Genomic DNA, 24487 nt, shown 5'->3' with positions numbered 1-24487 from the left:
AGGGGTGCTTCACATCCACTTGAGCAGGGCCTTGGAGATGAGCTTGTGGGTCAGCGCGGCCTGCTCGAACACCGCGAAGTGGCCGCCGACGAACGGCTGGAGCTCGTAGTCCGCGGTGGTCTGCTCCCCCCACGGCGTCACGGTGTCGGCCTTGATCCGGGAGTCGTCGGTGCTGGGCATGGCCGTGATGGGCAGGTCCAGCGGCTTCTCGTCGCGGTACTCGTAGGTCTCCTTGATGGTGAAGTCGGCCACCACGGCCGGGAGGATCATGTCCAGCACGCCGGGGTCGGCCAGCAGCCACTCCGGCGTGCCGCCCAGCTCGCGGAGCATCGACACGACCTCGGGCCGGGTCATCTGCCCGACCGGCTTGCCGTCCTCGTAGGCGAGCTGCGGGGCGACCGAGCCGGACACGAACAGGTGCACCGGCGGCGGCCCGCCGCGGCGGCGGATCTCGCGGGCCAGCTCGAACACGACGAGCGCGCCGAGGCTGTGGCCGTACAGGGCGTATCTGCGGTTGACCGAGCCGAGCGAGACGTCTGCCTGGATGACCTCGGCGAGGTCGGCGATCAGCGGGCCCATCCGGTCGTAGGCGGGCTCCCTGAGCCTACTGTCCCGGCCAGGGAGCTGGATCGGCTGGACGGCCACCCCGGGCAGGACGCGCTGCCAGCTCCGGTAGGTGGAGGCGGCGCCGCCGGCGTGCGGCAGGCAGTACAGCGCGAGCGCGCCGGGTCCTGCGCCGGTCTGGCTGGCGAACGGCATCCACCGGCCGATCACGTCGTCATTCATCGATGATCTCCAGGTGGACGTACGGCGGGGGCGGCTGGACGGTGGACAGGTCGGCCTCGAGGACCACGTGCACGCCGTCCCTGGCGACCTCGCGGAACCCGGCGAAGGCGTAGGTGACCTGCATCATCCGGTTGCGGCCCGTCTCCACGAAGTCGGCACGCACGGACACGCCGGCCGCCTGGGCCAGCCGCATGATGTGGTTGAGCAGCACCATGCCGACGCCGCGGGACATCACCCGGCAGGACATCAGCATCATGTTGAGCCGCCACACCCGCTCGCCCTTCTCCACCAGGGCGAGGCCGATCTTGCCGTAGCTGCCGAACCGGTCGGTCAGGGAGGCGACCAGCAGCAGGTGGCCGGGCGACTCGCGGAGCTCGTCCAGCTCCTCGTAGGAGTAGGTGCGGCCGGTCGAGTTGAGCTGGTTGGTGCGGACCGTCAGCTCCTCGGCCCGCTGCAGGTCGTCCCGTACGGCGGGGGCGATGGTGAACTGCATCTCGAGCCCGGCCAGGAACTCCTCGTTGGTGCCGACGAAGTCGGCCTCCAGCTCGTCCCGCGCGGCCTGGCCCTGGTACATGATGCGGCGCTGGGCGGACTCGTCGGTGACGAACCGGGGGATGAACTCCGGCCGGGCCAGGGCTTCCTCCAGGTCCAGGATGTCGACCAGGGTGACGTCGGCCAGGCTGTGGCCGACCTCGCCGCGCTCGAACTCCTGGTCGTCGACGAACGCGAACGCGTCCAGGCCGAGGTTGAGCGCCTTCGCGATGTGCGCGATCGAGTCGGACTTGGGGTTCCAGTTGATCTGCGGGTGCAGGAACATGTCCTCGATGCCGAACTCGCGCAGTTTCTCCAGCGCGGCGTCGCGGTCGTTCTTGCTGGCGATCGAGTGCAGCACGCCCATCTGGTCGAGCCGGTGGATGTGCGCCACCACCGCGGGCCGCAGGGTGACGTGGCCGTCCTCCAGCAGCACGCCGTCCCAGAGCGTGTTGTCCAGGTCCCAGACCACGCACTTGATCCGCCCCCGGACCGGCTTCGCCGGGACGACAAGGGGGGTTTCGTCGACCACGGTCATCAGATGATCTCCCGTTCTGCCTGGCCAGCGATGGTGATGCGCTGGATCTCGTTGCTGCCTTCGATGATCTCCATGACCTTGGCGTCCCGGTACAGCCGCGCCACCGGGTAGTCGGGGCTGCAGCCGTTCGCGCCGTGGATCTGGACCGCCTCGGTCGCGTGCCTGGCGGCGGCGGTGGAGGCGAAGTACTTCGCCACCCAGGTCGCCATGATCGTGGACGCCTCGCCGGCGTCCTTGAGCCGACCGGCTTCCGCGACGAGCAGGCGGGCCGCCCGCGCGTCGGTGACCATGTCGGAGAGCTTCGCCTGGATCAGCGGCAGGTCCTTGAGCAGCGACCCGCCGACGGTGCGGCGGGAGGCGTACGCGGCGCACGCCTCCAGGGCGGCCTGGATGATGCCGACGGAACCGGTCGCGACGCTGTAGCGGCCGAGGTCCAGGGTGCCGGTCAGCACCATGCCGGCGGTGAAGCCGCTCGGGCCGAGCAGCGCGTCCGGGCCGAGGGCGACGTCGCGGAAGGAGACCTCCGCGATCATCGACGCCCGGGTGCCGAGCATGTCCTCGATCGGGGTCACCTCGACGCCGGGGCTGTTCCTGGGGACCAGGAACGCGCCGATGCTGGTGGCCGTGCGGGCGAAGACCAGGAACAGGTCGGCCCGCTGGCCGTTGGTGATCCACTTTTTGACGCCGTTGAGCGTCCACCCGCCGTTCCGCGCCACGACGTTGGTGGAGATCCCGGACGCGTCGCTGCCGGCGCCGGGCTCGGACAGGCAGAACGCGGCGAGCACGTCCCCCCGGCTGAGCGCCGGCGCCCACCGCTCGCGCTGGTCCGGGCTGCCCCACCGCTGCACCGCCCACGACACCATCGTGTGCACGGTGAGCAGGCTGCGGACCGAGGAGCAGCCCCGGCCCACCTCCTCGTGGACCTCGCCGAGGGTGACCAGGTCCATCCCGGCGCCGCCGGCCTCCGGGGGGAGGAAGGGGGCCCAGAGCCCGGCGGCGGTCATCCGCTCCAGCAGCTCCTCGGGCACGCGGCCCTGCCGGTCGTACGCGTCGGCGTACGGGGCGATGTGGGTGTCGACGAACGCGCGGGCGGACGTCCGGTCGGTGACCTGGAGCGTGTCCGGCGCGATCTCAGCCAGGGTCGTCATGTCAGACCCGCGCGGGGGTGAGCCGGCCCACCAACTCCGCCATGGTGTTGGCGGTCCTGAAGTTGTCGATCTTCAGCTCGTCGTTGGGGATGGTGATGCCGAACGTCTTCTCGATGAACATCACCAGCTCCATCGCGAACAGCGAGTTCACGAAGCCCAGGGCGAAGATGTCCTGGGACTCGTCGATGTCCGCCTGCGGGTATCGGGCGCGGACGAAGTCGAGGATCTGGTCCTTGGTGTTGTCGGACATAACCGGCTCCTTAAGGTTTGCGCTTAGTTGGCGTAGGTGTAGAACCCGCGGCCCGACTTGCGGCCGTGCAGGCCCGCGTCGGTCATCTGCTTGAGCAGCGGGCAGGGGCGGTACTTGCTGTCGGCGTAGTGCTCGTAGAGCACCTCGACGCTGTAGAGGATGGTGTCGACGCCGATCAGGTCGGCCGTCTCCAGCGGGCCCATCGGGTGGCCGAAGCAGCTCCGGAACACCTCGTCGACCGACTCGGCGGTGGCGACGCCCTCGTGCACGAGGAACGCGGCCTCGTTGACGGTGAGCATCAGGACCCGGTTGGACACGAAACCGCAGGCGTCCTTGACGTCGATCGCCTTCTTGCCCATGGCGGCCAGCAGGTCGCGGGTGCGTTCGACGGTCTCGGCGGTGGTGTGCACGCCGGGGATCAGCTCGCAGGCCGGCTTGGCCGGGACCGGGTTCATGAAGTGCACCCCGACCACCTTGTCCGGGCGGCCGGTGACGGCGGCGACCTTGGTGATCGGAATCGCGGAGGTGTTGACGATGAAGATGGTGTCGGGCCCGCAGACCGCGTCCATCGTCTCGTACACCGATCGCTTGATGTCCCAGTTCTCCGTCACGTTCTCGATGACGACGTCGGCCTTGGCGACCGCCTCGGCGCCCACCGCGGTGGTGATCCGGGACAGCACGTCGTCGGGGTCCAGGACCGGGCCGCCCATCAGGCTGCTCATCCTGGCGTTGCGCCAGATGGTGCTGCGGGCCGCCGCGAGGATCTCCTCGTTCGTGTCCACCAGCACCACGTCGTGGCCGGTCTGCGCCAGGTTCTGGGCGACGCCGACTCCCATCACGCCGGCGCCCACTACACCGATAACTGTCATGACCTCTCCGTTCTCTGGTTGATGGTGCTCACCGACGTCGGCGGGCTGCCGACAGTTCCAGGCCCGACCGGCGGAGCTGGGCGCGGACGTGGCTGCCCCCTTCTCCGTCGGCTGTCCCGGACGCCGGTGCGGCGCCCGAAGTGAGGGCCTCGATGGTCGTGCCGAGCGAGGCCACGGTCGGCGCCTCGTACAAGATGTGCGGGGGCAGTTCGGCGAGTTCGAACTCGCGGCGCAGCGCGGCCACGATGCTGACGCCGAGCAGCGAGTTCCCGCCGAGCTCGAAGAAGTTGTCTCCCGCGCCGACCCGGTCGAGCCGGAGCGCGTCGCACCAGATGGCCGCGATGGCCTCCTCCCTGGGCCCGGACGGCTCCTGGTACGGCGTGACCAGCTCCGGCCTGGGATGCCGATCACCGCCGGCGCCGGTCACGGCGGGCGAGGTCACCGCCTCCAGGTTGAAGCGCGCGCTGCCGGTGACGACGGTCTCGAACTCCTGGGTGGAGACGACGACCCGGGGTTCGCCGCTGGCCAGGACGCGCAGCAGCGAGCGGTAGCCCGCCTCGAAGTCGATGCCGACCCTGACCCGGTTCTCCTTGAAGAAGTTCTGCAGGCCCTCGTCGTAGCCGGCCAGGCCGGCCTCCCAGGCGTTCCAGGTCCACTCGCCCCAGTCGATCGAGACGACGTTGCGGCCGGTGGCGGCCAGCCGCTGGGCGTAGCCGTCCAGGTAGGCGTTGGCGGCGCAGTAGTCGACCTGGCCGGGGCCGCCGCCGGTGGCGGAGGTGATCGAGGAGAACAGCGCGAGGAAGTCAAGACCGATCTCGTCGGGTTCGCCGATCCGGAGGGCTTCGGCGAGCGCCAGGGTTCCGGCGATCTTGGGGGCGAGCACGGCGTCGAGCTCCGGCGGTCGCTTGAACTGCATCAGGCCCATGGCCGGGAGGCCGGCCGCGTGCAGGACGCCGTGCAGCGCGCCGAACCGCTCGATCGCCGTGTCCACGGCCCGCTGCACCGCGGCGGGGTCGGCCACGTCGCCGACCACGATCTCGACCTCGCCGCCGAGGTCGCGGATGGCCTGGACCTGGGCGCTCCGGCGGCTGGCCGCCTCGCCCTCGCCCGCCAGGCCGGTACGGCCGAGCAGGACGAGCCTGGCCTTGGCGTCGCGGGCGAGACGTTCGGCCAGGCCGAGCGCGATGCCGCCGAGGCCGCCGGTGATCAGGTAGACGCCGCCTTCGCGCAGCGGGGTGGTCTCGGGGGTGGCCATGGTCTCGTAGCCGGGCAGGTAGCGGCGGCCTCGGCGGAGCGCGACGATCCGGTCCGTCTGCGGGCGGCCCAGTTCGGCGACCAGGCCGGCCGGGGTGTCGACGTCGATGAAGCGGGTGGCGACCCTCGGGTACTCCAGCGGGATCACCAGCGACGGGCCGATCAGCGTGGAGCCGTCGGGGTTGGCGACCTCGCCGGGGAAGACCTCCTGGGTGCCGGAGACCGCGACGTCCAGCGACCAGGCGTCGATGCCGGACTCGCCCGCCGCTCTGGCCAGCGCGACCAGGGTGTGCAGGCCGTACTCGATGGTGTGTTCGCCCGGCTCCAGGGTCCACAGGTGCAGGACCCGGTCGAGCGGGCGGCCCCCTGCCCGGAGGTCGCGCAGGAGGGCGAGGGTGTCGGCCACGCTGCCGGGGCGGATCGTGTAGCCGTCCGCGGTGGCGGCGTAGCCCTCGCCGGGGCGGACCAGCGTGACGGTCGCGCCGAGCTCGGCGGCCACGTCGTCAGCTGCCCCCTCGCGGGTGTAAACGAGCCACGAGCCGGGCTGCTCAGCGCTGGGCGCGGGAGCGGCGGTCTGCCGCCAGACTGGCAAGTAGAGCCACCGCTCCTCGGGCAGCTTGGGCAAGCTGGTGATCGCATCGAACAGGTTGCCGCTGTCCAGGGCCTTCACCTTCGGTACGGGCACAGCCGGCGACCCGTCGATCCAGTAGGGGTGCCGCTGGAACGGGTAAGTCGGCAGCGGGATCCGGCCCGGCAGGTTCGCGGTCTCGGCCCCCGGCAGCCGCCCGTGGTAGGCGTTCCAGTCCAGCTCCGCGCCGACCAGCCAGAGCCGGGCCAGGCACCCGGCCAGCACCTCGTCGTCCGGACGCCGGTCGCTCCCGCCGGGCAGCACGTTCAGGATCAGCGGCCACCGCTGCGGCGGGCAGCCGGCCCCGCGCACCAGCGCGCCCAGCGACTGGCCGGGCCCGATCTCCACGACGGCCAGCTCGGGATCGGCCAGCAGCGTCTCGACCCCGGCCCCGAACCGCACCGTCCGGCACATGTGCTCGGCCCAGTAGCCCGGGTCGCAGACCAGGTCGGCGTCGGCGAGCTCGCCGGTCAAGTTGGAGATGTACGGCAGCTCCGGCGGGTTCAGCCGGATGTTGGCCTTCACCCAGTCGGTCAGCTCGCCGCTGATCGGCTGGAGCATCCTGGAGTGGAACGCGTGCGTGGTCTCCAGCGCCCGGCACGGGATCTCGGCCCGGCGCAGCTCGGCGACGAGCCGCTCCATCTCGTCCTGCGGCCCGGCGACCACCGCGACCTGCGGGCCGTTGACGGCGGCGAGGTCGAGGCCGCGCCGCTCCAGCCGGAACTTGCGGCGCACGTCCTCGGCGGGCATCGAGACGGCGACCATGGACCCGGCCGGCATCGTGGAGATCAGCTTGGCCCGGTGGGCGACCAGGGCGATCGCGTCCGGCAGGGAGAGGACGCCGGCCAGGCAGGCCGCGACGTACTCGCCGAGGCTGTAGCCGAGCATCAGCCGGGGCTGGATCCCCCAGGCCATCAGGGTGCGGGCCAGGGCGTACTCGATGGCGAACAGGGCGGGCTGGGCGACTTCGGTGCGCTTCAGCGCGTCGGCCCGGTCGTCCTTTGTGTCGGCCGTGGCCCGGCCGAGCAGGGCGGCCAGGTCGGCGCCCGCGCCGCGCCCACCGGCGAGCAGGCCGGGCAGGTCGACGTCGCCCAGCTGCTCGCGGAGCAGGTCCAGGCATTCGTCCAGGGCCGCGCGGAACGCGGGTTCGCGCTGGTAGATCTCGGTGACCAGGCCCGGGTACTGCTCGCCGACGCCCGCGAACAGGAACGCCGCCTGGCGGCCCTGCACGGTGTCGACCCGGGACAGCACGCCCTCCTGGCCCGCTTCGCCGGTGAAGGTCAGCGCGGCGTCGGCGGTGGCGGTGGTGACGACGACCTTGCGGTGCTCGAACGTCTTGCGGCCCACCTGGAGGGTGTACGCGGCGTCCGCCAGCCGGGTGCCGGGGGCGTTCTTGAGGTGCTCGCCGAGCCGCTGGGCGGCCTGGTCGGCGGCGGTGGCGTTGCGGGCCGAGACCGGCAGGATCTGGTAGCGGCGGCCCTGCTCGTCCGCGACGGCGACGGGCCGTGCCGGAGCTTCCTCGATGACCATGTGCACGTTGGTGCCGCCCATCCCGAGAGAGTTGAGCCCGGCGATCCTCGGGCGGCCGTCGCGGGTCCGCCAGGGGGAAAGCTCGGTGTTCACGTAGAAGGGGCTGTTGTCGAAGTCGATTTCGGGGTTGGGGGCCGTGTAGTGCAGGCTCGCCGGGATCACCTGGTTCGTCAGCGCGTATGAGGTCTTGATCAGGCCGCTCGCGCCGGCCGCGCGGTCCAGGTGGCCGACGTTGGTCTTGACCGAGCCGATCGGGCAGTACCGGGTGTCGCTGGTCGGGCCGAACGCGCGGGTCAGCGCGGCCACCTCGATCGGGTCGCCGAGTTCGGTGGCGGTGCCGTGCGCCTCGATGTAGCTGATGTCCTCGCCGGTGACCCTGGCGTCGGCCATCGCGTCGGCGATCACCCGGGCCTGGCCGACCACGCTGGGCGCGGTGTAGCCGACCTTGAGCGCGCCGTCGTTGTTCATCGCGGAGCCGCGGATCACGGCCCAGATGTGGTCGCCGTCCCTGATCGCGTCGGACAGGCGCTTGAGCAGGACCACCGCGGCGCCGTCGCCGAACATGCTGCCCTTGGCCTGCGCGTCGAAGGTGCGGACGTGGCCGTCGGGCGACTCCATGCCGCCGGGGCCGAAGATGTGACCGACCTTGTCCGGGACCCGGATCGAGACTCCACCGGCCAGGGCCAGCTCGCATTCCCCGGCGCGCAGGCTCTGCACCGCGAGGTGGGCGGCGACCAGGGAGGTGGAGCAGAAGGTCTGGACGGCGACGCTCGGGCCGTACAGGTCGAAGAGGTAGGAGACCGTGGTGGTGAGGGCGTCCTTGTCGTTGCCCATGATGATCTCGTAGTGGCTGACGTCCTCGTCCTCGCTGAGCAGGCGGTCGCCCATCTGGAGGAGGTAGGTGCTGATGTTGGTGCCGCCGTACACGCCGACCCGGCCGCGGTGCTCGGGGGCGGCGTAGCCGGCCTGCTCCAGGGCCTCCCAGCAGACTTCGAGGAAGGCGCGCTGCTGCGGGTCGGTGAGGGCGGCCATCCGGGGGCTGATGCCGAAGAACTGGGCGTCGAAGCCGGCGATGTCGTCCAGGATCGGGCGGGCGGGGACATACGCGGGGTCGTGGATGAGGGCCTCGTCGACGCCGGCGGCCTTGAGCTCCTCCGGGGTGAAGAAGCTGATCGACTCGACGCCGTCGCGGAGGTTGCGCCAGAACGCGTCCACGTCGGCCGCGCCGGGGAACCTGCCCGCCATGCCGACGATCGCGATCCGCCGGTCATCGTCGAGCTGGGTCGCGGTGGCCCGGGGCGCGGCGGGGGTTTTGGGGGCGATGGCCTTGGTTTGGGGGGCCGCGCCGCGTTCGTCCAGGATCGCGGCCAGCCGGTGTACGGTCGGGGCCTCGAAGAGCAGCACCGTCGGCACGGCGACCCCGAACCGCTTCTTGATCAGCGCCAGCATCTGGAGCGCGACCAGCGAGTTCCCGCCGAGGTCGAAGAAGTTGTCGCGGGTGCCGACGGGCTCGACGCCCAGCACCTCCGACCAGAGTTCGGCCAGCGAGCGCTCAGTGCCGGTCAGCGGCGGGCTGTACGGCTGCGGCAGCTCGGGCCGGGGGAAACGCTCGCCACCGCGCGCCGGCTCGGCCGCGGCGGCGATCTTCGGCAGCCGGTCGGCCAGGCCACCGGCCGCCACCACGACGGCGGGCCGCCCGATCGCGATCAGATTGTCGAGCGCGGCCAGGGACTCGGCGGCGGTCATCGAGTGGGCGACCATCGCGGCACCCATCCCGCCTTCGAGGCGCTCCAGCGTGACCGACCAGGTGTCCCAGCTCGCCGCCACCCACCCGGGCCGCCGGGCGAGGGCGGTGAGCGCGGCGTTGGCGGCCGCGTAGCTGCCGAACGCGATGCCGCCGAGGATCGACGAGGTGGAGGAGAACAGCACGCAGAAGTCGGGCTCTCGGTCGGCCAGCACCTCCGCCAGCACGCGGGCGCCGGTGACCTTGGCGCCGAAGTGGCGGGCGACGGCGGCGTCGGTGACATCGCGGAGCGGGAGAAACGTGTCAGGCCCGGTCTCGGCGGCGGCGTGCACCACCCCGTCGACCCGGCCCACGTCGGCGAGCATCGCGCGCATCGCGTCGGCGTCGGTGACGTCCACGCGCGGGGTGAGCACCTCCGCACCGAGCGCACGCAACCGCTCGGCACCGTCCCCGCGCGGGCCGCCCCGGCTGGTCAGGATCAGCCGGCCCGCACCGGCCCGGATCAGGTGCTCGCCGACAAGCAGGCCGACATCGCCGAGCCCACCGGTGATCAGGTAGGTGCCGCCAGAGCGCACCCCGATCTTCTCCGCAGCGATCTTCCCCGTGGCGATCTTGTCTTCGGCGATCTTGTCCGTGACCATCTTGTCTGCGGCACCCTTGGCCGGGACGAACTCCCGCACGTGGCGGCGGCCGTTCCGGTACGCGGCGAGGATGTCCGCCGACGTCCGCCGCAACTCGGCGGCGAGGGCGTCCGCGTGACCGGCGGCGCTCGCGCGTGGATCGAGGTCCACACCGCGGCAGTCGAGGGTGAGGTACTCCTGGTTGCCGACAATCGGCAGCGTCGCCGCCGCCGCCTGAGCCGGGTCGGCGTGCTCCCCCGGTGAGACGGCCTGGCCGCCCAGGGTGATGACCACCACGCGGGTGCTGTCGCCCCCTTCGTCACCGAAGGCATCCAGCAGCCGAGCCAGCGGAACAACGGCCCGCCCGTCCGGACAGTCGTTCAGGCCGTCGATCGGACCGCCGATCGGGCCGTCCTTCAGGCCGTGGTTCAGGCCGTGGTTCAGGCCATCGATCAGACCGCCGATCGGGCCGTCGTTCAGGCCGTCGTTCAGGCCGTCGATCGCACCGCCAACCGGGCCGTCCTTCAGGCCGTCGTTCAGGCCGTCGTTCAGGCCATCGATCGCACCGCCGTTTAGGCCGCCGATCGGGCCAAGGGGGCGGTCGAGGAGGCGGAGGTCGGCGACGACGGAAGGTCCGTCGGCGGCCAGTCGCCGGGCGAGCGTGATGTGGTCGGCGGCCGAGGCGGGGTCGATGGTGAAACCGCCGGGGATCTCGGCGAACGCGGTTCCCGCCCGCACAGTCACCACCTCGCCGCCGTCGGCGCGGAGCGACTGGGCCAGCGCGTCGGCGACCCCGGTGCTGTCGGCGAACAGGACATACCGGCCGATGGCGTCGGTCTCGGCGGGCAGTACTTCGGCGGTCCAGCGGGGTTCCAGCAGTTGGACGTGGTCGGGGTCGGCCGCGAGGCGCGGAGCCTCGGCGGGGCGCCCGGCCGGGGGGTCGATCCAGTAGCGCTCGCGCTGGAACGGGTAGGTGGGCAGCCCGACCTTGGTGGCCGGTCGGTCCTGCTGGTAGCCGGGCCAGTCGATCGGGGCGCCGGCCAGCCAGAGCCGCCCGATGGCCTCGGTGAGCACGGTCGCGGCGGGGCGCGGGTCGGCGGCGGCCGGGAGGGTGGGGATGATCAGTGGCCAGCGGTCGCGCGGGCAGTCGCGGTGAGCCCGGACCATCGCGCCGAGCGACTGGCCGGGGCCGAGCTCCAGCAGGGCCAGGTCGCCCTGCGCCAGCAGCGTGCCGAGGACGGCGTCGAACTTGACCGTCGAGCACATGTGATCGGCCCAGTAGCCGGGGTCGGTGGCCTGCTCGGCGGTGATCAGGTCGCCGGTGACGTTCGACACATACGGGATCTGCGGCGCGGAGAGCCCGATATTGGCGCGAATCCAGGCCGTCAGCTCGGCGCGGACCGGCTCCATCATCCGGGAGTGGAACGCGTGCCCGGTGGCCAGCGGGCGGCACGGCACCCCGTCGGCCGCCAGCAGCGCCGCCACCGCGTCCATGGCGGCGGGCTCGCCCGCGAGCACGGTCAGGTCGGGCCCGTTCTCGGCGGCCACGTCGATCCCGGTGATGCCACCCCGCGCGATCCGTCCGGCCAGATCGGCCGAGCCGAGCGGGACGGCGCTCATCGCGCCCGCGGGCAGCGTGTCGATCAGGCTGGCCCTGTGCGCGACCAGCGCGAGCGCGGACTCCAGCGACAGCACGCCCGCCAGACAGGCGGCGACATACTCGCCGAGGCTGTACCCGGCCAGCACGGCCGGTTCGACGCCCCAGCCGATGAGGGTCCTGGCCAGCGCATACTCGACGGAGAAGAGCGCGGGGTGCAGCAGGGCGGTCGGCATCGCGCCGGAAGTGACGGCATCGCGGCCGAGCAGGGCGGCCCCAGCGGCGGAGCCGCGGCCGAGCAGGGCGGCCAGGCCGCCCCCGGCGGCGGTGTCGCGGGTGCGGAGCATCTCCTCCATCGGGTCGATCCCGCCCATCCGGGTGCGCAGGATCGCGCGGCACTCGTCCAGGACGGCCTTGAACGCGGGTTCGGTGGCGTAGAGGTCCTCGGCCAGGCCCGGGTACTGCTCGCCGGTGCCCGCGATCAAGAACCCGACCGGGCGGTCGCTCCGGCTCTCCGCGCGCCCCTGCACGCCGACGTCCCGCATGGCGGCGACGGCCTCGGCCGCCGTGGAGGCCACCAGGAACCGCCGGTGCTCGAAGACACGGCGGCCGATCTGCAAGGTATGGGCGACATCGCCGAGCCGAAGTCCGGACGTGCCCGCGAGGCGGTCAGCAAGGTCGGCGGCACGCTCATCGACCACGCTGCCGGGGCGGACCGTGAGGCCGTCCTCGGTAGCAACGGAGCCCTCACCGAGGCGAACCAGGGTGCCGGTCGCGGCGGTCGCGGCGACCACGTGGTCGGAGAGGTGGTCGGAGAGGCCTGTGGTCAGGTCGTCGGCGGCTTTCGCTGAGCGGGCGGACCAGATGAGTAGCTGCGGGCGGGGTGCGGGCTCCGGGTGGGAGACCGGTGGGGCCTCCTCCAGCACGACGTGGGCGTTGGTGCCGCCGATGCCGAAGGCGCTGACCCCGGCCCGCCGGATGTGCCCGGCGGTGCGCGGCCAGTCGCGCAGTTCCGTGACCACGTCCAGGCGGGCGCCGCCCGCGCTGAGCTGGGCGTTCGGGGCGGAGAGGTTGCGGGTTGGCGGGATCTCGGCGTGCCGGAGTGCGAGTGCGGCCTTGATCAGGTTGGTCACGCCGGCGGCGCGGTCGAGGTGGCCGACGTTGGGCTTGACCGAGCCGATCAGCAGGTTTTCGTTCCGGAACACCTGCTGTAGCGCGGCCAGTTCGGCGGCGTCGCCGAGAGCGGTGCCGGTGCCGTGTGCCTCCACGTAGTCGATGTCGGCGGGAACCAGACCGGCGGCGGCGAGCGCCTCGGCCATCACGGCCGCCTGGCCCTGCACGCCTGGCGCGGTGAAGCCGACCTTGCGGCCGGCGTCGTTGTTGACCGCCCAGCCCCGGATGACCGCGTAGATCTGGTCGCCGTCGGCGAGCGCGTCCTCCAGGCGGCGCAGCGCGACCACGCCGACGCCGCTGCCGAGCGGAGCGCCGAGGCCGCCCGCGTCGAAGGCGCGGCATTCGCCGTCCGGCGGGGCGATGCCGCCCTGCTGGTAGAGGTAGCCGACCCGGTGCGGCACGCCGATCGCGACGCCGCCGGCCAGCGCGAGATCGCTCTCGAAACCGGCCAGGCTGCTGGCGGCGGCGCAGATCGCAACCAGCGAGGTGGAGCAGTAGCTCTGCACGGAGTAGCTGGGACCGGACAGGCCGAGGGTGTGCGAGACCCGGGTGGTGAGCGAGTCCTTGTCGTTGGCCAGGCCGACCGCGAGCTCGCCCATGACGGCGCTGATGTCGCTGGGCACCAGGTTGTTCCGCAGGTAGGAGCTCCACGCCGAGCCGCCGAAGACGCCGATCGCGCCGTCGAATCGGGTGGGGTCGCAGCCCGCGTCCTCCAGCGCCTCCCAGCTGTGCTCGAGGAACAGCCGGTGCTGCGGGTCCAGGATCTGCGCCTCCTTCGGGCTGAACCCGAAGAACCCCGCGTCGAACAGCTCCACGCCGTCGATCACGGCACCGGCCTTCACGTATCCGGGGTCGGCGAGCAGGTCCTCGGTCACCCCGGCGGCGCGCAGTTCGTCGTCGGTGAACCGGGTCATGCCGGAGCGGCCGGCCCGGATGTTGGCCCACAGTTCGGCCACGCCGGACGCGCCGGGAAACCGTCCGGACATCCCGACGATCGCGATGTCGGTGCCGGAACCCTCGTCATCGACCACGTCATCACTCCTCATGTCGGGCGTCCTCACGTCGGGCGTCCTCTCTTCGGGCGTCCTCATCTCGGGCGTCCTCACTTCCGCGTCCCCGAGCGGGCGCGGCGGCGCCGCGACCCCCGTGCCGAGCTGGTGTCCAGGGCCTGGCGGGCGCCTTCTGCGGCGTCACCGGCCACCGCCGCGGCGAACTCCGCCACGGTCGGGTGTTCGAACAGCACGGCGGGCGCGATCGGCACGCCGAGCTCCTTCTCGATGGCGAGCACCATGGCCATCCCGACCAGGGAATTGCCGCCGAGGTCGAAGAACGGGTCGTGGATGCCGACCCGGTCGATGCCGAGATAGGCGCCCCACACGTCGGCGATGGTGAGCTCCGACTCGGTCCTGGGGGCGGCGTAGTCGGTACGAAGTTCGGGGCGCGGGAAGCGCTCGCCGAGCGAGACGACCGTGGTCGCGCCGACCAGCGCGTCGATGTCGATCATCGCGGACCAGTCCCGGAGCACGTCGCTGAGCGGCTGCCGGACCGCAAGGACGCTGCCGTGCCCGCCGGCCACGATCCGGTCCAGGAGGGCACAGCCGGCGTCGTCGGCGAAGCCGTACCGTTCGCGGTAGGCGCGGACGCGTTCGGCCAGACCGGTGGCGGATTTGAGGCTTTCGGTCTGCCAGTCGTCGTGCTGCCAGGGTCCCCAGGCGATCGACACGACCCGTGTGGTGGGGGCGGAGGCGGCGAGGGCCTCTCCGTATGCGTCCAGGACGGTGTTGGCGGCGCAGTAGTCGCCTTCGCCGATGCCACCGAACGCGGTGACGGCGGAGGAGTACAGGACGAGCAGTTCGGGCCGCCGGTCGGCGGGGGTGGCCGGGCCGACCAGCTCGGCCAGCGGGCCCATGGCGAGGATCTTCGGCGCCAGCACGGCTCCCGCGTCCGCCAGCGACCTGCGCTGCGCCATTCCGCCAGCGGGGAGACCGGCGGCGTGGATGACGCCGGTGAGCGTGCCGAAGTGCTCGCGGCAGCCGTCCAGCGCGGCCCGCAGCTCGGCGGGCACGCCCACGTCGGCGGTGAGCAGCAGCACTTCGGCCCCGGCGGCCTCCAGCTCGGCGATGTCCCGCCGGCTGCGCCCGACCTTGCTGTCGGGGTCGGCGGTGTCCTGGTCTGCCGCGGCGGCGCGGGACAGCGCGGTCCTGCCGACCAGCGCGAGCTTCCGCACCCCGGCGCGGACCAGGTGCTTGGCCAGCGCCATGCCGAGCCCGCGGGCGCCACCGGTGATCAGGTACGCGCCGTCCGCCCGCCACGGCACCGGCGGCTCCGCGACCGCGGGCACCTCGCCCCAGCCGCGCAGCCAGCGCCGGCCGCGCCGCCAGCCGGACACCCGGTCGTAGGGGGAGGCGGCGTCGTCGCGGTCGGCGTCCAGCAGCAGTTCATAGCCGATCTGACCGGCCGCGTCGCCAGGCGTCCCCGGCAGCAGCTCGTAGCCGACCCGACCGGCAGCATCGCCAGGCGTCCCCGACAGCAGTTCGTAGCCGACCCAACCGGCAGCGTCACCAGGCGTCCCCGACAGCAGTTCGTAGCCGACCCAACCGGCAGCATCGCCAGGCGTCCCCGGCCGAGGGAGAACCATCCCTGGCGGAATCGGCGTGCTCGATGGGCGGTCGGCCTCCGCATCGGGATCGAGGTCGACGCCCGTCCAGTCCAGGCCCGCGTACTCGTGCCGGACCGCGCGCCCCAGACCGTGCGTCACGGCCCGCTGCGGAGCCGTCGCGTCGCCGCCGAGGATCTCGGTGGCCCCCCGGGTGACGGTCAGCAGCCGTACCCCCCGCTGGGCGGGCAGGTCGCCGAGCGCCTGGACGGCGAGCAGCAGGCTGTCGAAGCCGTGCCCGATGGCGGCGCGGAGCTCGTCCTCGGAGACGTAGCCGGGGACGTAGCCGGGGACGTAGCCGGGGACGTAGCCGGGGACGTAGCCGGGGACGTAGCCGGGAGGGTCGGCGGGGACGTAGCCGGGGGCATCGGCGGGGGCGAGCAGGCTCCAGAGGTGGGCCACCCGCACTGGCCCGTCCCCGGCACCGGCGGCGGCGAACACCTCGGCGTAGTGCTCGGGGTCGCGGGGGTCGATGACCAGGCGGCGGCCGTCACGGCGCAGCGCGGTACCGGCGACCACTTCCAGCACCCGCGTTCCCCCGGCGGCGGCGCGGTCGGCGAGCGCTGTGCCGATGCCGTCCGCGTCGGTGAACACGATCAGCGTTCCGTCCAGCCGCAGGTCGGCGGGCGTGGTGCCGCGCGCCGGGTCCCGCTGCCAGGCGGGCGCGAAGCAGAGGTCCGCCGGCTCGGCCAGCCGGACGGACGGCACCGGCTGGCTGCCCGCGCTGATCTCGGGCCAGTAGCGGGTCCGCTGGAACGGATATGCCGGCAAGCTGAGGATGCGGCCGGGGCCTGGCTGGACACGTTCCCAGGTCACGGTCGCGCCGAGCTCCCACAGCCGGGAGCAGGTGTCCAGCAGGTCGGCCTGGGCGTCGCGCGGTGCCCCGCCGGCCCAGGAGGGCGACAGGGTGCCGAGGACGGCGGTGCCGGACCCGCCGGTGAGGTTCTGCCGGACCAGGCCGCCGAGCGTCTGCCCCGCGCCGAGCTCGACGAACACGTCGATGTCCTGCTCGACGCAGTGCCGCACCGCGTCCGCGAACCTGACCGTGCTGACAAGCTGATCTGCCCAGTACGCGCTGCTGGTGGCCTGGGCCGCGGTCATCGGCAGCCCGGTGAGATTGCACACGATCGTGGTGGCCGGAGCCTGCCGGGGCACCGAGTCGATCAGCGCCGCCAGCTTCTCCCGCGCGGGTTCGAGCAGCGCGGAGTGGAAGGCGTGCGCGGAGCGCAGCGGCCGGCAGGCGATGCCCGCGGCGACCAGCCTGGCGGTGACGGCGTCGATCTCCTCGGGCCGGCCGCTGAGGACAGTCATGGACGGGCCGTTCAGCGCGGCGACATCGACCCCGCTAACGCCGACCCCGCTGACACCGGCCCTGGCGACACCGACCCCGCTGACACCGACCCCGGCGACACCGACCCCGCTGACACCGACCCCGGCGGCATCGGCCCCGACGGCATCCGCCCCGACGAAGGCCAGGACCTGGTCCTCGCCGGCCGCGACCGCGACCATCTTGCCGGCCGGGATGGCGCTGATCAGGCGGGCGCGTTCGGTGACGATGCGCAGCGCGTCCTCGAGGGTGAAGACCCCCGCCAGGGTGGCGGCGACGTACTCGCCGAGGCTGTAGCCGAGCAGCGCGTCGGGGCGGACGCCGCGGTGGGCGAGCAGCTGGGCCAGCGCGTACTCGACGGTGAACAGGAAAGGGTGGGCGACCTCGGCGTGCGCCAGGGGGTCGATCTCAGCCGGGGCCTCGGTACGGCCGAGCAGCGCGGCCAGGTCGCCGGACGCCGGGGCGGCCCGCTCGGCGGGGAAGAACAGCGGGCGCAGGTCGACGCCCTTGACGAGTTCGACGCAGCGGTCGACCGCTTCGGCGTAGACGGGTTCGGCCTGGTAGAGCTCCCGGCCGAGGCCCGCGTACTGGTCACCGACGCCGGGCAGCAGGAACGCGACGCGCGGCCGTCCCTTGACCCGGTTGGCGGCCCCGGACGAGGCGGCGCCCCGGAGCCTGCGGACGGCCTCGGCCACGTCGGCGCAGACCAGGGCCCGGCGGTGGTCGTGCTCGGCACGGCCGACCCGCAGCGTGTGCGCGACATCGGCCAGGTCGGTGCCGGGGCGGTCCTCGAGCCAGGACGCGAGACGGGCCGCATGCTCGCGGAAGGCCGCGTCGGTGGCGGCCGAGATCGGCAGCACCTGCGGCACTGCCGAGATCAGCGCCTCCGGCACGGCCGACGCCAGAGCCTCCGGCACGGCCGACACCAGAGCCTGCGGCTCAGCCGACACCAGAGCCTGCGGCTCAGCCGAAATCTGCAGCGCCTGCGGCCCTGAGGCGGCCGCCGTAGCCTCGGGCGGCGGCGCGGATTCGAGCACCAGGTGGGCGTTGCTGCCGGACAGGCCGAACGAGCTGACCCCGACCAGGCCCGGCGTGCTCCGCAGCGGCACCGCGCTGACGGCCGGCTGGATCGAGCCGTCCGCCGGCACGGCCGCGGACGGCTGGGTCAGGTTGAGGGTCTTCGGGATGAGCCGGTTCTCCAGGATCAGCACCGATTTGATCAGCCCGGCCACTCCGGCGGCGGCCTGGGTGTGGCCGATGTTGGTCTTGACCGCGCCGACCCGCAGCGGGCGCTCGGCGGACCGGCCGCCGAACACGTCGTGCAGCGCGGCGAGCTCGATCGCGTCGCCGAGGTGGGTGCCGGAGCCGTGCGCCTCGACGTGGTCGATGTCGTCGGGCGACACCCCGGCGGCGGCCAGCGCGCTGGTGATCACGGCGACCTGGGCGCTCCGGCTGGGGGCGGTGAGCCCGTTGCTGCGGCCGTCCTGGTTGACGGCGGAGCCGCGCAGCACGGCGCGGATGCGGCGGCCGTTCGCGATCGCCTTGGACAGCGGTTCGAGCACGACCAGGCCGCCGCCCTCGCCCATTACGTAGCCATCGGCGGCGGTGTCGAACGTCTTGCACGTGCCGTCCGCGCTGAGCATCGAGCCGGCGCAGGCCTGGATGAAATTGCTGGGGTGGATGGTCAGCGACGCGCCCGCCGCGATGGCCAGGTCGCACTCGCCGCGCCGCAGGCTCTCGGCGGCCAGGTGCACCGCGATCAGCGATGATGAGCAGGCGGTGTCGACCGTGAGCGTCGGGCCCGACAGGTTGAAGTGGTAGGCGATCCGCCCCGCGGCGACGCTGGCCGACGCGCCCTGACCCAGGTACGGGTCCGCCAGCGCGTCCTGGCCCTGGCGTTCGAGCTGGAGCCGGCCGTACTGGAGGGTGTCCATGAAGCCGACGATCACGGCGGTGCGGCTGCCCGCCATCCGGGTCGGGGACGCGCCGGCGTCCTCCAGGCCCTCCCAGGCCAGCTCGAGCAGGAGCCGCTGGTGCGGGTCCATGCGGAGCGCCTCGCGCGGGGACAGGCCGAAGAACTCGGCGTCCCAGCCGGTGATCTCCGGCAGGAACGAGCCGTGCCTGGTGTACATGGCGCCCGGGGTGCGCGGGTCGGGGTCGTAGTAGTCGTCGATGTTCCACCGCGCGGCCGGCACCTCGGAGACCGCGCTGCGGCCCTGCGACAGCAAGTCCCAGTACCCTTCGACCGTCTCGCCGCCGCCGGGGTAGCGGCAGGCCATGCCGATGATCGCGATCGGCTCGCGGGCCTGGTCCTCGGCCTCGGCGAGACGACGGCGCAGCTGGGTCAGTTCGACGGTCACCCGCTTGAGGTAGGCGCGGAGCTTGTCCTCGGTCCCCATCTGTCGAGCCTTTCCAGTAGCGAGGGTGGTGGGTTCTGCGTGTCAGAGTTCGTTGTCGATGAGCGCGAAGATCTCTTCGTCGGACGCGGAGCCGATCTTCTCCACGACTCCGCCTCCGCCGCTCGGCCCGGGCGCGAGCCTGGTCAGGCCGGCCTGGAGGATGGCGACGAGCTTGCTCCTGACCGCGTCCGCCTCGCCGTTGAGGTCGCCGAGCGCGGCCTCGACCCGTTCCAGCGCGCCGCGCAACGTCTCCTCCGGCGAGGGCGCGGCGGGCGCGAGGTTCTTGAACAGGTAGTCGCTCAGCGCGGTGACGGTCGGATGGTCGAAGACGAGCGTGGCCGGGAGCCGCAGGCCGGTCTCGGCGTTGAGCCGGTTGCGGAGTTCGACGGCGGTCAGGGAGTCGAAGCCGAGTTCGTTGAAGGCCCGGTCCACGTCGACCCCGGTGGCGCTGCCGTGCGCGAGGACGGCGGCGACGTGGGCGCGGACGCCGTCGGTGAGCAGCCGCCTGGCCTCGGCCTCGGTCGTCCCGGCCAGCCTTACCCGCAGGTCGCCTCCGGCGGTGGCGAGGGCGGGCCCGCCGGCTGCGGCCTGTCGGCGCGGGGGCCTTACCAGGCCGCGCAGCATCGGCGGCAGGTCGCCCAGTTCGGCGCGGGCGCGGAGCCCGCCGCTGTCCCAGCTGGTGGCGACGACCAGCGGTTCCGCGCTGCCGAGCGCGGCGTCGAACAGGTCAAGGCCAGCCTCGGGGGTGAGCGGGGCGACGCCGGAGCGGGCCATTCTGGCCACGTCGCCGGGGGTGAGCGCGCCGGTCATGCCGGAGTCGGCGTCCCACAGCCCCCACGCGACCGACACGCCCGGCAGGCCGACCGCGCGGCGGTGCGCGGCGAGGGCGTCCAGGAACACGTTCGCGGCGGCGTAGTTGGACTGCCCGGCGTTGCCGAGCGTCCCGGCCAGCGAGGAGAACAGTACGAAGGCGGACAGGGGCAGGTCGAGGGTGAGTTCGTGCAGGTGCCAGGCGGCGTCGGCCTTGGGCCCGAACACGGCGTCCAGGCGGTCGCCGTCCATCTGCTCGACTGTCCCGTCGTCCAGGACGCCGGCGGTGTGCACGACGCCGGTCAGCGGCCGGTCGGCCGCGATCAGCGCGAGCGCGGCGGCCAGCGCGTCCCGGTCGGCGACGTCGCACGCGGCGACCGTAACCCGCGCGCCGAGCGCGCCCAGGTGGCAGACCAGCTCGCCCGCGCCGGGCGCGTCCAGGCCGCGCCTGGATACCAGCAGCAGATCCCGTACGCCGTGCCGCTCCACCAGCCGTCGCGCGACCAGGCTGCCGAGACCGCCGGTGCCACCGGTGACGAGCACAGTGCCGTCGGCGAGTCCGTCAAGTCCAGTGAGTTCGGCGGCCCGGCGGGCCAACCGGGGAACCAGCAGCGCACCGCCGGAGGCCACGAGCTGGGTCTCCCCCGCCGCGACCGCCCCGGCCACGGCCGCCCAGTCGGCGAATCCCTCCTCGGCGTCCAGCAGCACGAACCGGCCGGGATGCTCCGACATCGCGGCGCGGACCAGCCCGCGCACCGCCGCCCCGGCCAGATCGCCCGGCCGGATCACGAACACCAGGCGGGAGTCGGCGAACCGCTCGTCGCCTGTCCACATCCGGACCAGGTCGAGCGCCCGGCCGGACACCTCGCGCAACGCGGCCGGCAGATCGCTCGAAACATCAGCGCTGATAGTGGTGACAACGAAGCCCTTCAGCACGTCAGGGCCAGGCGGATCGGCTCCCAGGAACACAAATCCGGACCCGTCTCCGGCCGCTGCGGTCGGCTGCACCCAATCCACCCCGTGCACGACGGGCTCCCGCGCGGCGGACGTCCGCGCCGGGGCACTCCGCACCCGCAGGTTGCCGATGGAGAACACCAGGCGCCCGGACGCGTCGGCCGCCTCAACGGTCGCGTCGTCCCCCGAGGGGACCAGCAGGACCCGCAGCAGCGTCGCCCCCGACGCGCGCAGGCTGACACCCCGGAACGCGAACGGCAGGCGCAGCCCGCCAGGTCCGGCGGCCAGCACCATCGGCTGGAAAGCAGCGTCCAGTACGGCCGGATGAATGCCGAACCCGGTCACGTCCAGGGTGTCATCCACGGCGATCTCGGCGAGCAGCTCGGCGCCCCGGGTCCACATGGCGCGCACGCCCTGGAAGGCGGGGCCGTACTCGTAGCCGAGCTCAGCCAGCCGCGCGTACCCGCCGTCGATAGGGAGGGGCACGGCGTCGGCGGGCGGCCAGGCGGTCGCCCAGGCGCACAGGTCCGCCGCGGCCGGTGCGTCGGCGACGACCCCGGAGGCGTGCCGCGTCCAGGTCACCCCGACACGGGCGAAGACCCCGACCTGGCGGCGACCGTCGGCGTCAGGCGAGCCGACGATCACCTGGATGGGTACGGCGCCGCTCTCGGGCAGGAACAGCGGCGCCTCGATGACCAGCTCTTCCAGGTGGTCGCAGCCCGCGAGCGCGCCGCTTTCGAGGGCCAGCTCGACGAAGGCCGCGCCCGGCAGCAGCACGCCGCCGTCCACGGCGTGGTCGGCCAGCCAGGTCGCCGCGCCGAGCTCCCCGGCGAGCAGGAAGCCGCCGTCGGCCATCGGCACCACGGCGGTGAGCAGCGGGTGGCCGGAGCCGTCGATCCCGGCGGGCGTGATCCCGGCCCGTTCGGCATCGCCCAGCCAGTAGCGGCGGCGCTCGAACGCGTACGTCGGCAGGTCCACGTGCCGGTCGGGCCCGGGTCCGACGGCGGCGGTCCAGTCGACCTCGGCGCCGAGCACGTACGCCCCGGCCAGCGCGGCCTGGAACCGCTGCCAGTCGCCCGCGTCCCGGCGCAGGGTCGCGGCGACGCCCGCCGTGATCCCGGCGGACTCGCAGATCTCCCGCAGGTCGTGGCCGAGCACCGGATGCGGGCTGACCTCGACGAACAGCGGCGTGCCCGGGCTCGCGAAGGCGGTGACGGCCGGTTCGATCAGGACCGGGTTGCGGAGGCTCTCGTACCAGTAGGCGGTGGTCAGCTCGGCGGTGTCGATGAACTCGCCCCGGTGCGCGGAGCTGAACGCGATGTCGGTCGGGCGGGGGGCGACCCCGTCCAGGGCGGCCAGCAGTTCCGCGCGGAGCGCTTCGATGTGCGGGGTGTGCGAGGCGTAGTCGACCGCGATCCTGCGGATCTGGACGCTATCGGCGTGGGCGGCGGTGAACCCGTCCAGCGCGTCCGCGTCACCGGCCACGACGCAGCTGGCGGGGCCGCTGCGCACCGCGATCCAGATCCGATCCCGCCACGACTCCAGCAGCTCGCGGACCTGGTCGGCGGGGAGCGACACGGCGAGCATGCCGCCGGTGCCGCTGAGCTTGACCAGGGCCGCGCTGCGCAGCGCGACGATCTTCGCGGCGTCCTCCAGGGAGAGCGCGCCCGCCACGCAGGCGGCGGTGATCTCGCCCTGCGAGTGGCCGACCACGGCCGCGGGCTCGACGCCGAGCGAGCGCCACACCGCGGCCAGCGAGACCATCACCGCGAACAGGACCGGCTGGATGACGTCGGTCCCGTCGAGCTCCGGCGCCCCCTCGTCCCCGCGGAGCACGCCGGTGACCGACCAGCCGGTGTACGGGCGCAGGGCCTTCTCGCAGCGCTGCATCTGCGCCCGGAACGCCTCGTTGGAGTCGAGCAGGTCGACCGCCATGCCGGCCCACTGGGAGCCCTGCCCGGGGAAGACGAACACCGTCCGCACGTCGGCGGGAGCGACCCCGGTCACGACCGCGGGGTGCTGGGCGCCGTCGGCGAGGGCGGCCAGACCGGCGACCAGTTCGGCGCGGTCGGCGGCGGTGACGACGGCGCGGTGGGGGAAGCCGGAGCGGCGGGCCAGGACGCGGCCGGCGGCGGCGAGGTCGGCTTCGGGGGCGCTCCCGGCGTATGCGCTCAGCCGGGCGGCCTGGCCGCGCAGGGAGGCGGCGGACTTCGCGGAGAGCACCCAGATGAGGCGATCGCCTGTCCTCTCCTCGGCCGGCGTCTCGGTCTCGGGTGCTTCCTCCAGGATGACGTGCGCGTTCGTGCCGCTGATCCCGAAACTTGACACGCCCGCCCGCACCGTACGGCCGGCGGGCAGCGGGACCGTCTCGGTGAGCACCCGCACCCCGCCCGACGACCAGTCCACATGCGGCGTCGGCTCCGCCACGTGCAGGGTCACCGGCAGGGTCCGGTGCTCCAGCGCCTTGATCATCTTGATCACGCCGGCCACTCCGGCGGCGGCCTGGGTGTGCCCGATGTTCGACTTCACCGAGCCGAGCCAGAGCGGCCGGTCGGCGGATCGGCTCCGGCCGTAGGTGGCGAGCAGGGCCTGGGCCTCGATCGGGTCGCCGAGCCGGGTGCCGGTACCGTGCGCCTCGACGACATCCACATCGCGGGTGTCGAGCCGCGCGTCGGCGAGCGCCTGCAGCACGACCCGCTCCTGGGCGGGGCCGTTGGGCGCGGTCATGCCGTTGCTCGCGCCGTCCTGATTGACGGCCGAGCCGCGCACCACCGCAAGGATCTTCCGGCCGTTCCGCCGCGCGTCCGACAGGCGTTCCAGCACGAGCATGCCGACGCCCTCGGCCCAGGCCGCGCCGTCGGCGGTCGAGCTGAAGGACTTGCAGCGGCCGTCGGCGGAGATCGCCCGCTGCCGGGAGAACTCGATGAACGGCTCCGCCGAGGCCATCACGGTGACGCCCCCCGCGAGCGCCATCGCGCACTCGCCGCGCCGCAGCGCCTGCACCGCCAGATGCAACGCCACCAGCGAGGACGAGCAGGCCGTGTCCACCGAGATGGACGGGCCTTCAAGCCCGAACGTGTACGACACCCGCCCTGACAGCACACTCGACGCGCTGGAGGTGAACAGCGTCCCTTCGACCGCGCCGGGAACCACGCCGAGGAAGCGGTTGGCGTAGTGCTCGTACATGTTGCCGACGTAGACCCCGGTGCCGCTGCCGCGCAGCGTGTCCGGGTCGATGCCGGCCCGCTCGAACGCCTCCCACGACGATTCCAGCACGAGCCGGTGCTGCGGGTCGGTGGCCAGCGCGCTGCGCGGGCTCATCCCGAAGAACGCGGCGTCGAAGTCGGCGGCGTCGTACAGGAATCCGCCATGGCGGGTGTACGACTTGCCCGCGGCGTCCGGGTCAGGGTCGTACAGGTCGGTGGCCCAGCCCCGGTCGGCGGGGAACTCGCCGATGGCGTCCACGCCGCCGGCCACCAGGTCCCACAGCTCCTCGGGGCTGGTCACCCCGCCGGGGTAGCGGCAGGCCATGCCGACGATCGCGATGGGTTCGTGCCGGCGCTCCTCCAGTTCCGCGAGGTGCTCGCGGGTGTCCTCGAGCTCGACCATCGCGCGCTTGAGGTAGTCGCGGAGTCTGTCCTCAGTACTCATCGGTCCCGCCTTTCCACTCTCG

The 24487-nt window shown here is 73.1% G+C and carries 8 protein-coding genes; all 8 read right to left on the bottom strand.

All coding sequences use genetic code 11. The annotated features are described in order from the left end of the window. Positions 1 to 9: 9 nt before the first annotated feature. From Aple_RS35240 to Aple_RS35205, 8 genes are read right to left on the bottom strand one after another with little or no spacing between them, the layout of a single operon-like run. The gene (locus tag Aple_RS35240) at positions 10 to 786 is read right to left on the bottom strand and encodes a thioesterase II family protein (RefSeq protein WP_155349078.1); all 777 of its coding nucleotides are present in this window, start codon (positions 784 to 786) and stop codon (positions 10 to 12) included. Continuing rightward, positions 779 to 1855, bottom strand: coding sequence for an HAD-IIIC family phosphatase (locus tag Aple_RS35235; RefSeq protein WP_155349077.1), 1077 nt, complete (start codon positions 1853 to 1855; stop codon positions 779 to 781). The genes Aple_RS35240 and Aple_RS35235 overlap by 8 nt, the downstream gene beginning before the upstream one ends. Next, positions 1855 to 3003, bottom strand: a complete 1149-nt coding sequence (locus Aple_RS35230; RefSeq protein ID WP_155349076.1) for an acyl-CoA dehydrogenase family protein — start codon at positions 3001 to 3003, stop codon at positions 1855 to 1857. Before Aple_RS35230 ends, Aple_RS35235 begins: the two co-directional genes overlap by 1 nt. Position 3004: 1 nt before the next feature. Continuing rightward, the gene (locus Aple_RS35225; protein WP_155349075.1) at positions 3005 to 3253 is read right to left on the bottom strand and encodes an acyl carrier protein; all 249 of its coding nucleotides are present in this window, start codon (positions 3251 to 3253) and stop codon (positions 3005 to 3007) included. Between the two features lie 23 nt (positions 3254 to 3276). Beyond that, positions 3277 to 4122 (bottom strand): 3-hydroxyacyl-CoA dehydrogenase family protein, encoded by an 846-nt coding sequence (locus Aple_RS35220; protein ID WP_155349074.1) that lies wholly within the window; start codon positions 4120 to 4122, stop codon positions 3277 to 3279. A 28-nt stretch (positions 4123 to 4150) separates the two neighbouring features. Then, the gene (locus Aple_RS35215) at positions 4151 to 13714 is read right to left on the bottom strand and encodes a type I polyketide synthase (RefSeq protein WP_155349073.1); all 9564 of its coding nucleotides are present in this window, start codon (positions 13712 to 13714) and stop codon (positions 4151 to 4153) included. A 56-nt stretch (positions 13715 to 13770) separates the two neighbouring features. Continuing rightward, positions 13771 to 19050 (bottom strand): type I polyketide synthase, encoded by a 5280-nt coding sequence (locus Aple_RS35210; protein ID WP_155349072.1) that lies wholly within the window; start codon positions 19048 to 19050, stop codon positions 13771 to 13773. Between the two features lie 42 nt (positions 19051 to 19092). Continuing rightward, positions 19093 to 24465, bottom strand: coding sequence for a type I polyketide synthase (locus Aple_RS35205; protein ID WP_155349071.1), 5373 nt, complete (start codon positions 24463 to 24465; stop codon positions 19093 to 19095). Positions 24466 to 24487: the final 22 nt, after the last annotated feature.

This window comes from Acrocarpospora pleiomorpha, assembly GCF_009687885.1.
Classification (GTDB): Bacteria; Actinomycetota; Actinomycetes; order Streptosporangiales; family Streptosporangiaceae; genus Acrocarpospora; species Acrocarpospora pleiomorpha.
Note: the sequence above shows the minus strand (reverse complement) of the source record. Positions and strands in the feature narration are given on the sequence as shown.

Bases quoted from the DNA above. Each gene is read 5' to 3' on its own strand.
- Aple_RS35230 (WP_155349076.1), bottom strand. From the start codon at position 3,003: ATGACGACCCTGGCTGAGATCGCGCCGGACACGCTCCAGGTCACCGAC.
- Aple_RS35240 (WP_155349078.1), bottom strand. From the start codon at position 786: ATGAATGACGACGTGATCGGCCGGTGGATGCCGTTCGCCAGCCAGACC.
- Aple_RS35205 (WP_155349071.1), bottom strand. From the start codon at position 24,465: ATGAGTACTGAGGACAGACTCCGCGACTACCTCAAGCGCGCGATGGTC.
- Aple_RS35215 (WP_155349073.1), bottom strand. From the start codon at position 13,714: ATGAGGAGTGATGACGTGGTCGATGACGAGGGTTCCGGCACCGACATC.
- Aple_RS35235 (WP_155349077.1), bottom strand. From the start codon at position 1,855: ATGACCGTGGTCGACGAAACCCCCCTTGTCGTCCCGGCGAAGCCGGTC.
- Aple_RS35225 (WP_155349075.1), bottom strand. From the start codon at position 3,253: ATGTCCGACAACACCAAGGACCAGATCCTCGACTTCGTCCGCGCCCGA.
- Aple_RS35220 (WP_155349074.1), bottom strand. From the start codon at position 4,122: ATGACAGTTATCGGTGTAGTGGGCGCCGGCGTGATGGGAGTCGGCGTC.
- Aple_RS35210 (WP_155349072.1), bottom strand. From the start codon at position 19,050: ATGGGGACCGAGGACAAGCTCCGCGCCTACCTCAAGCGGGTGACCGTC.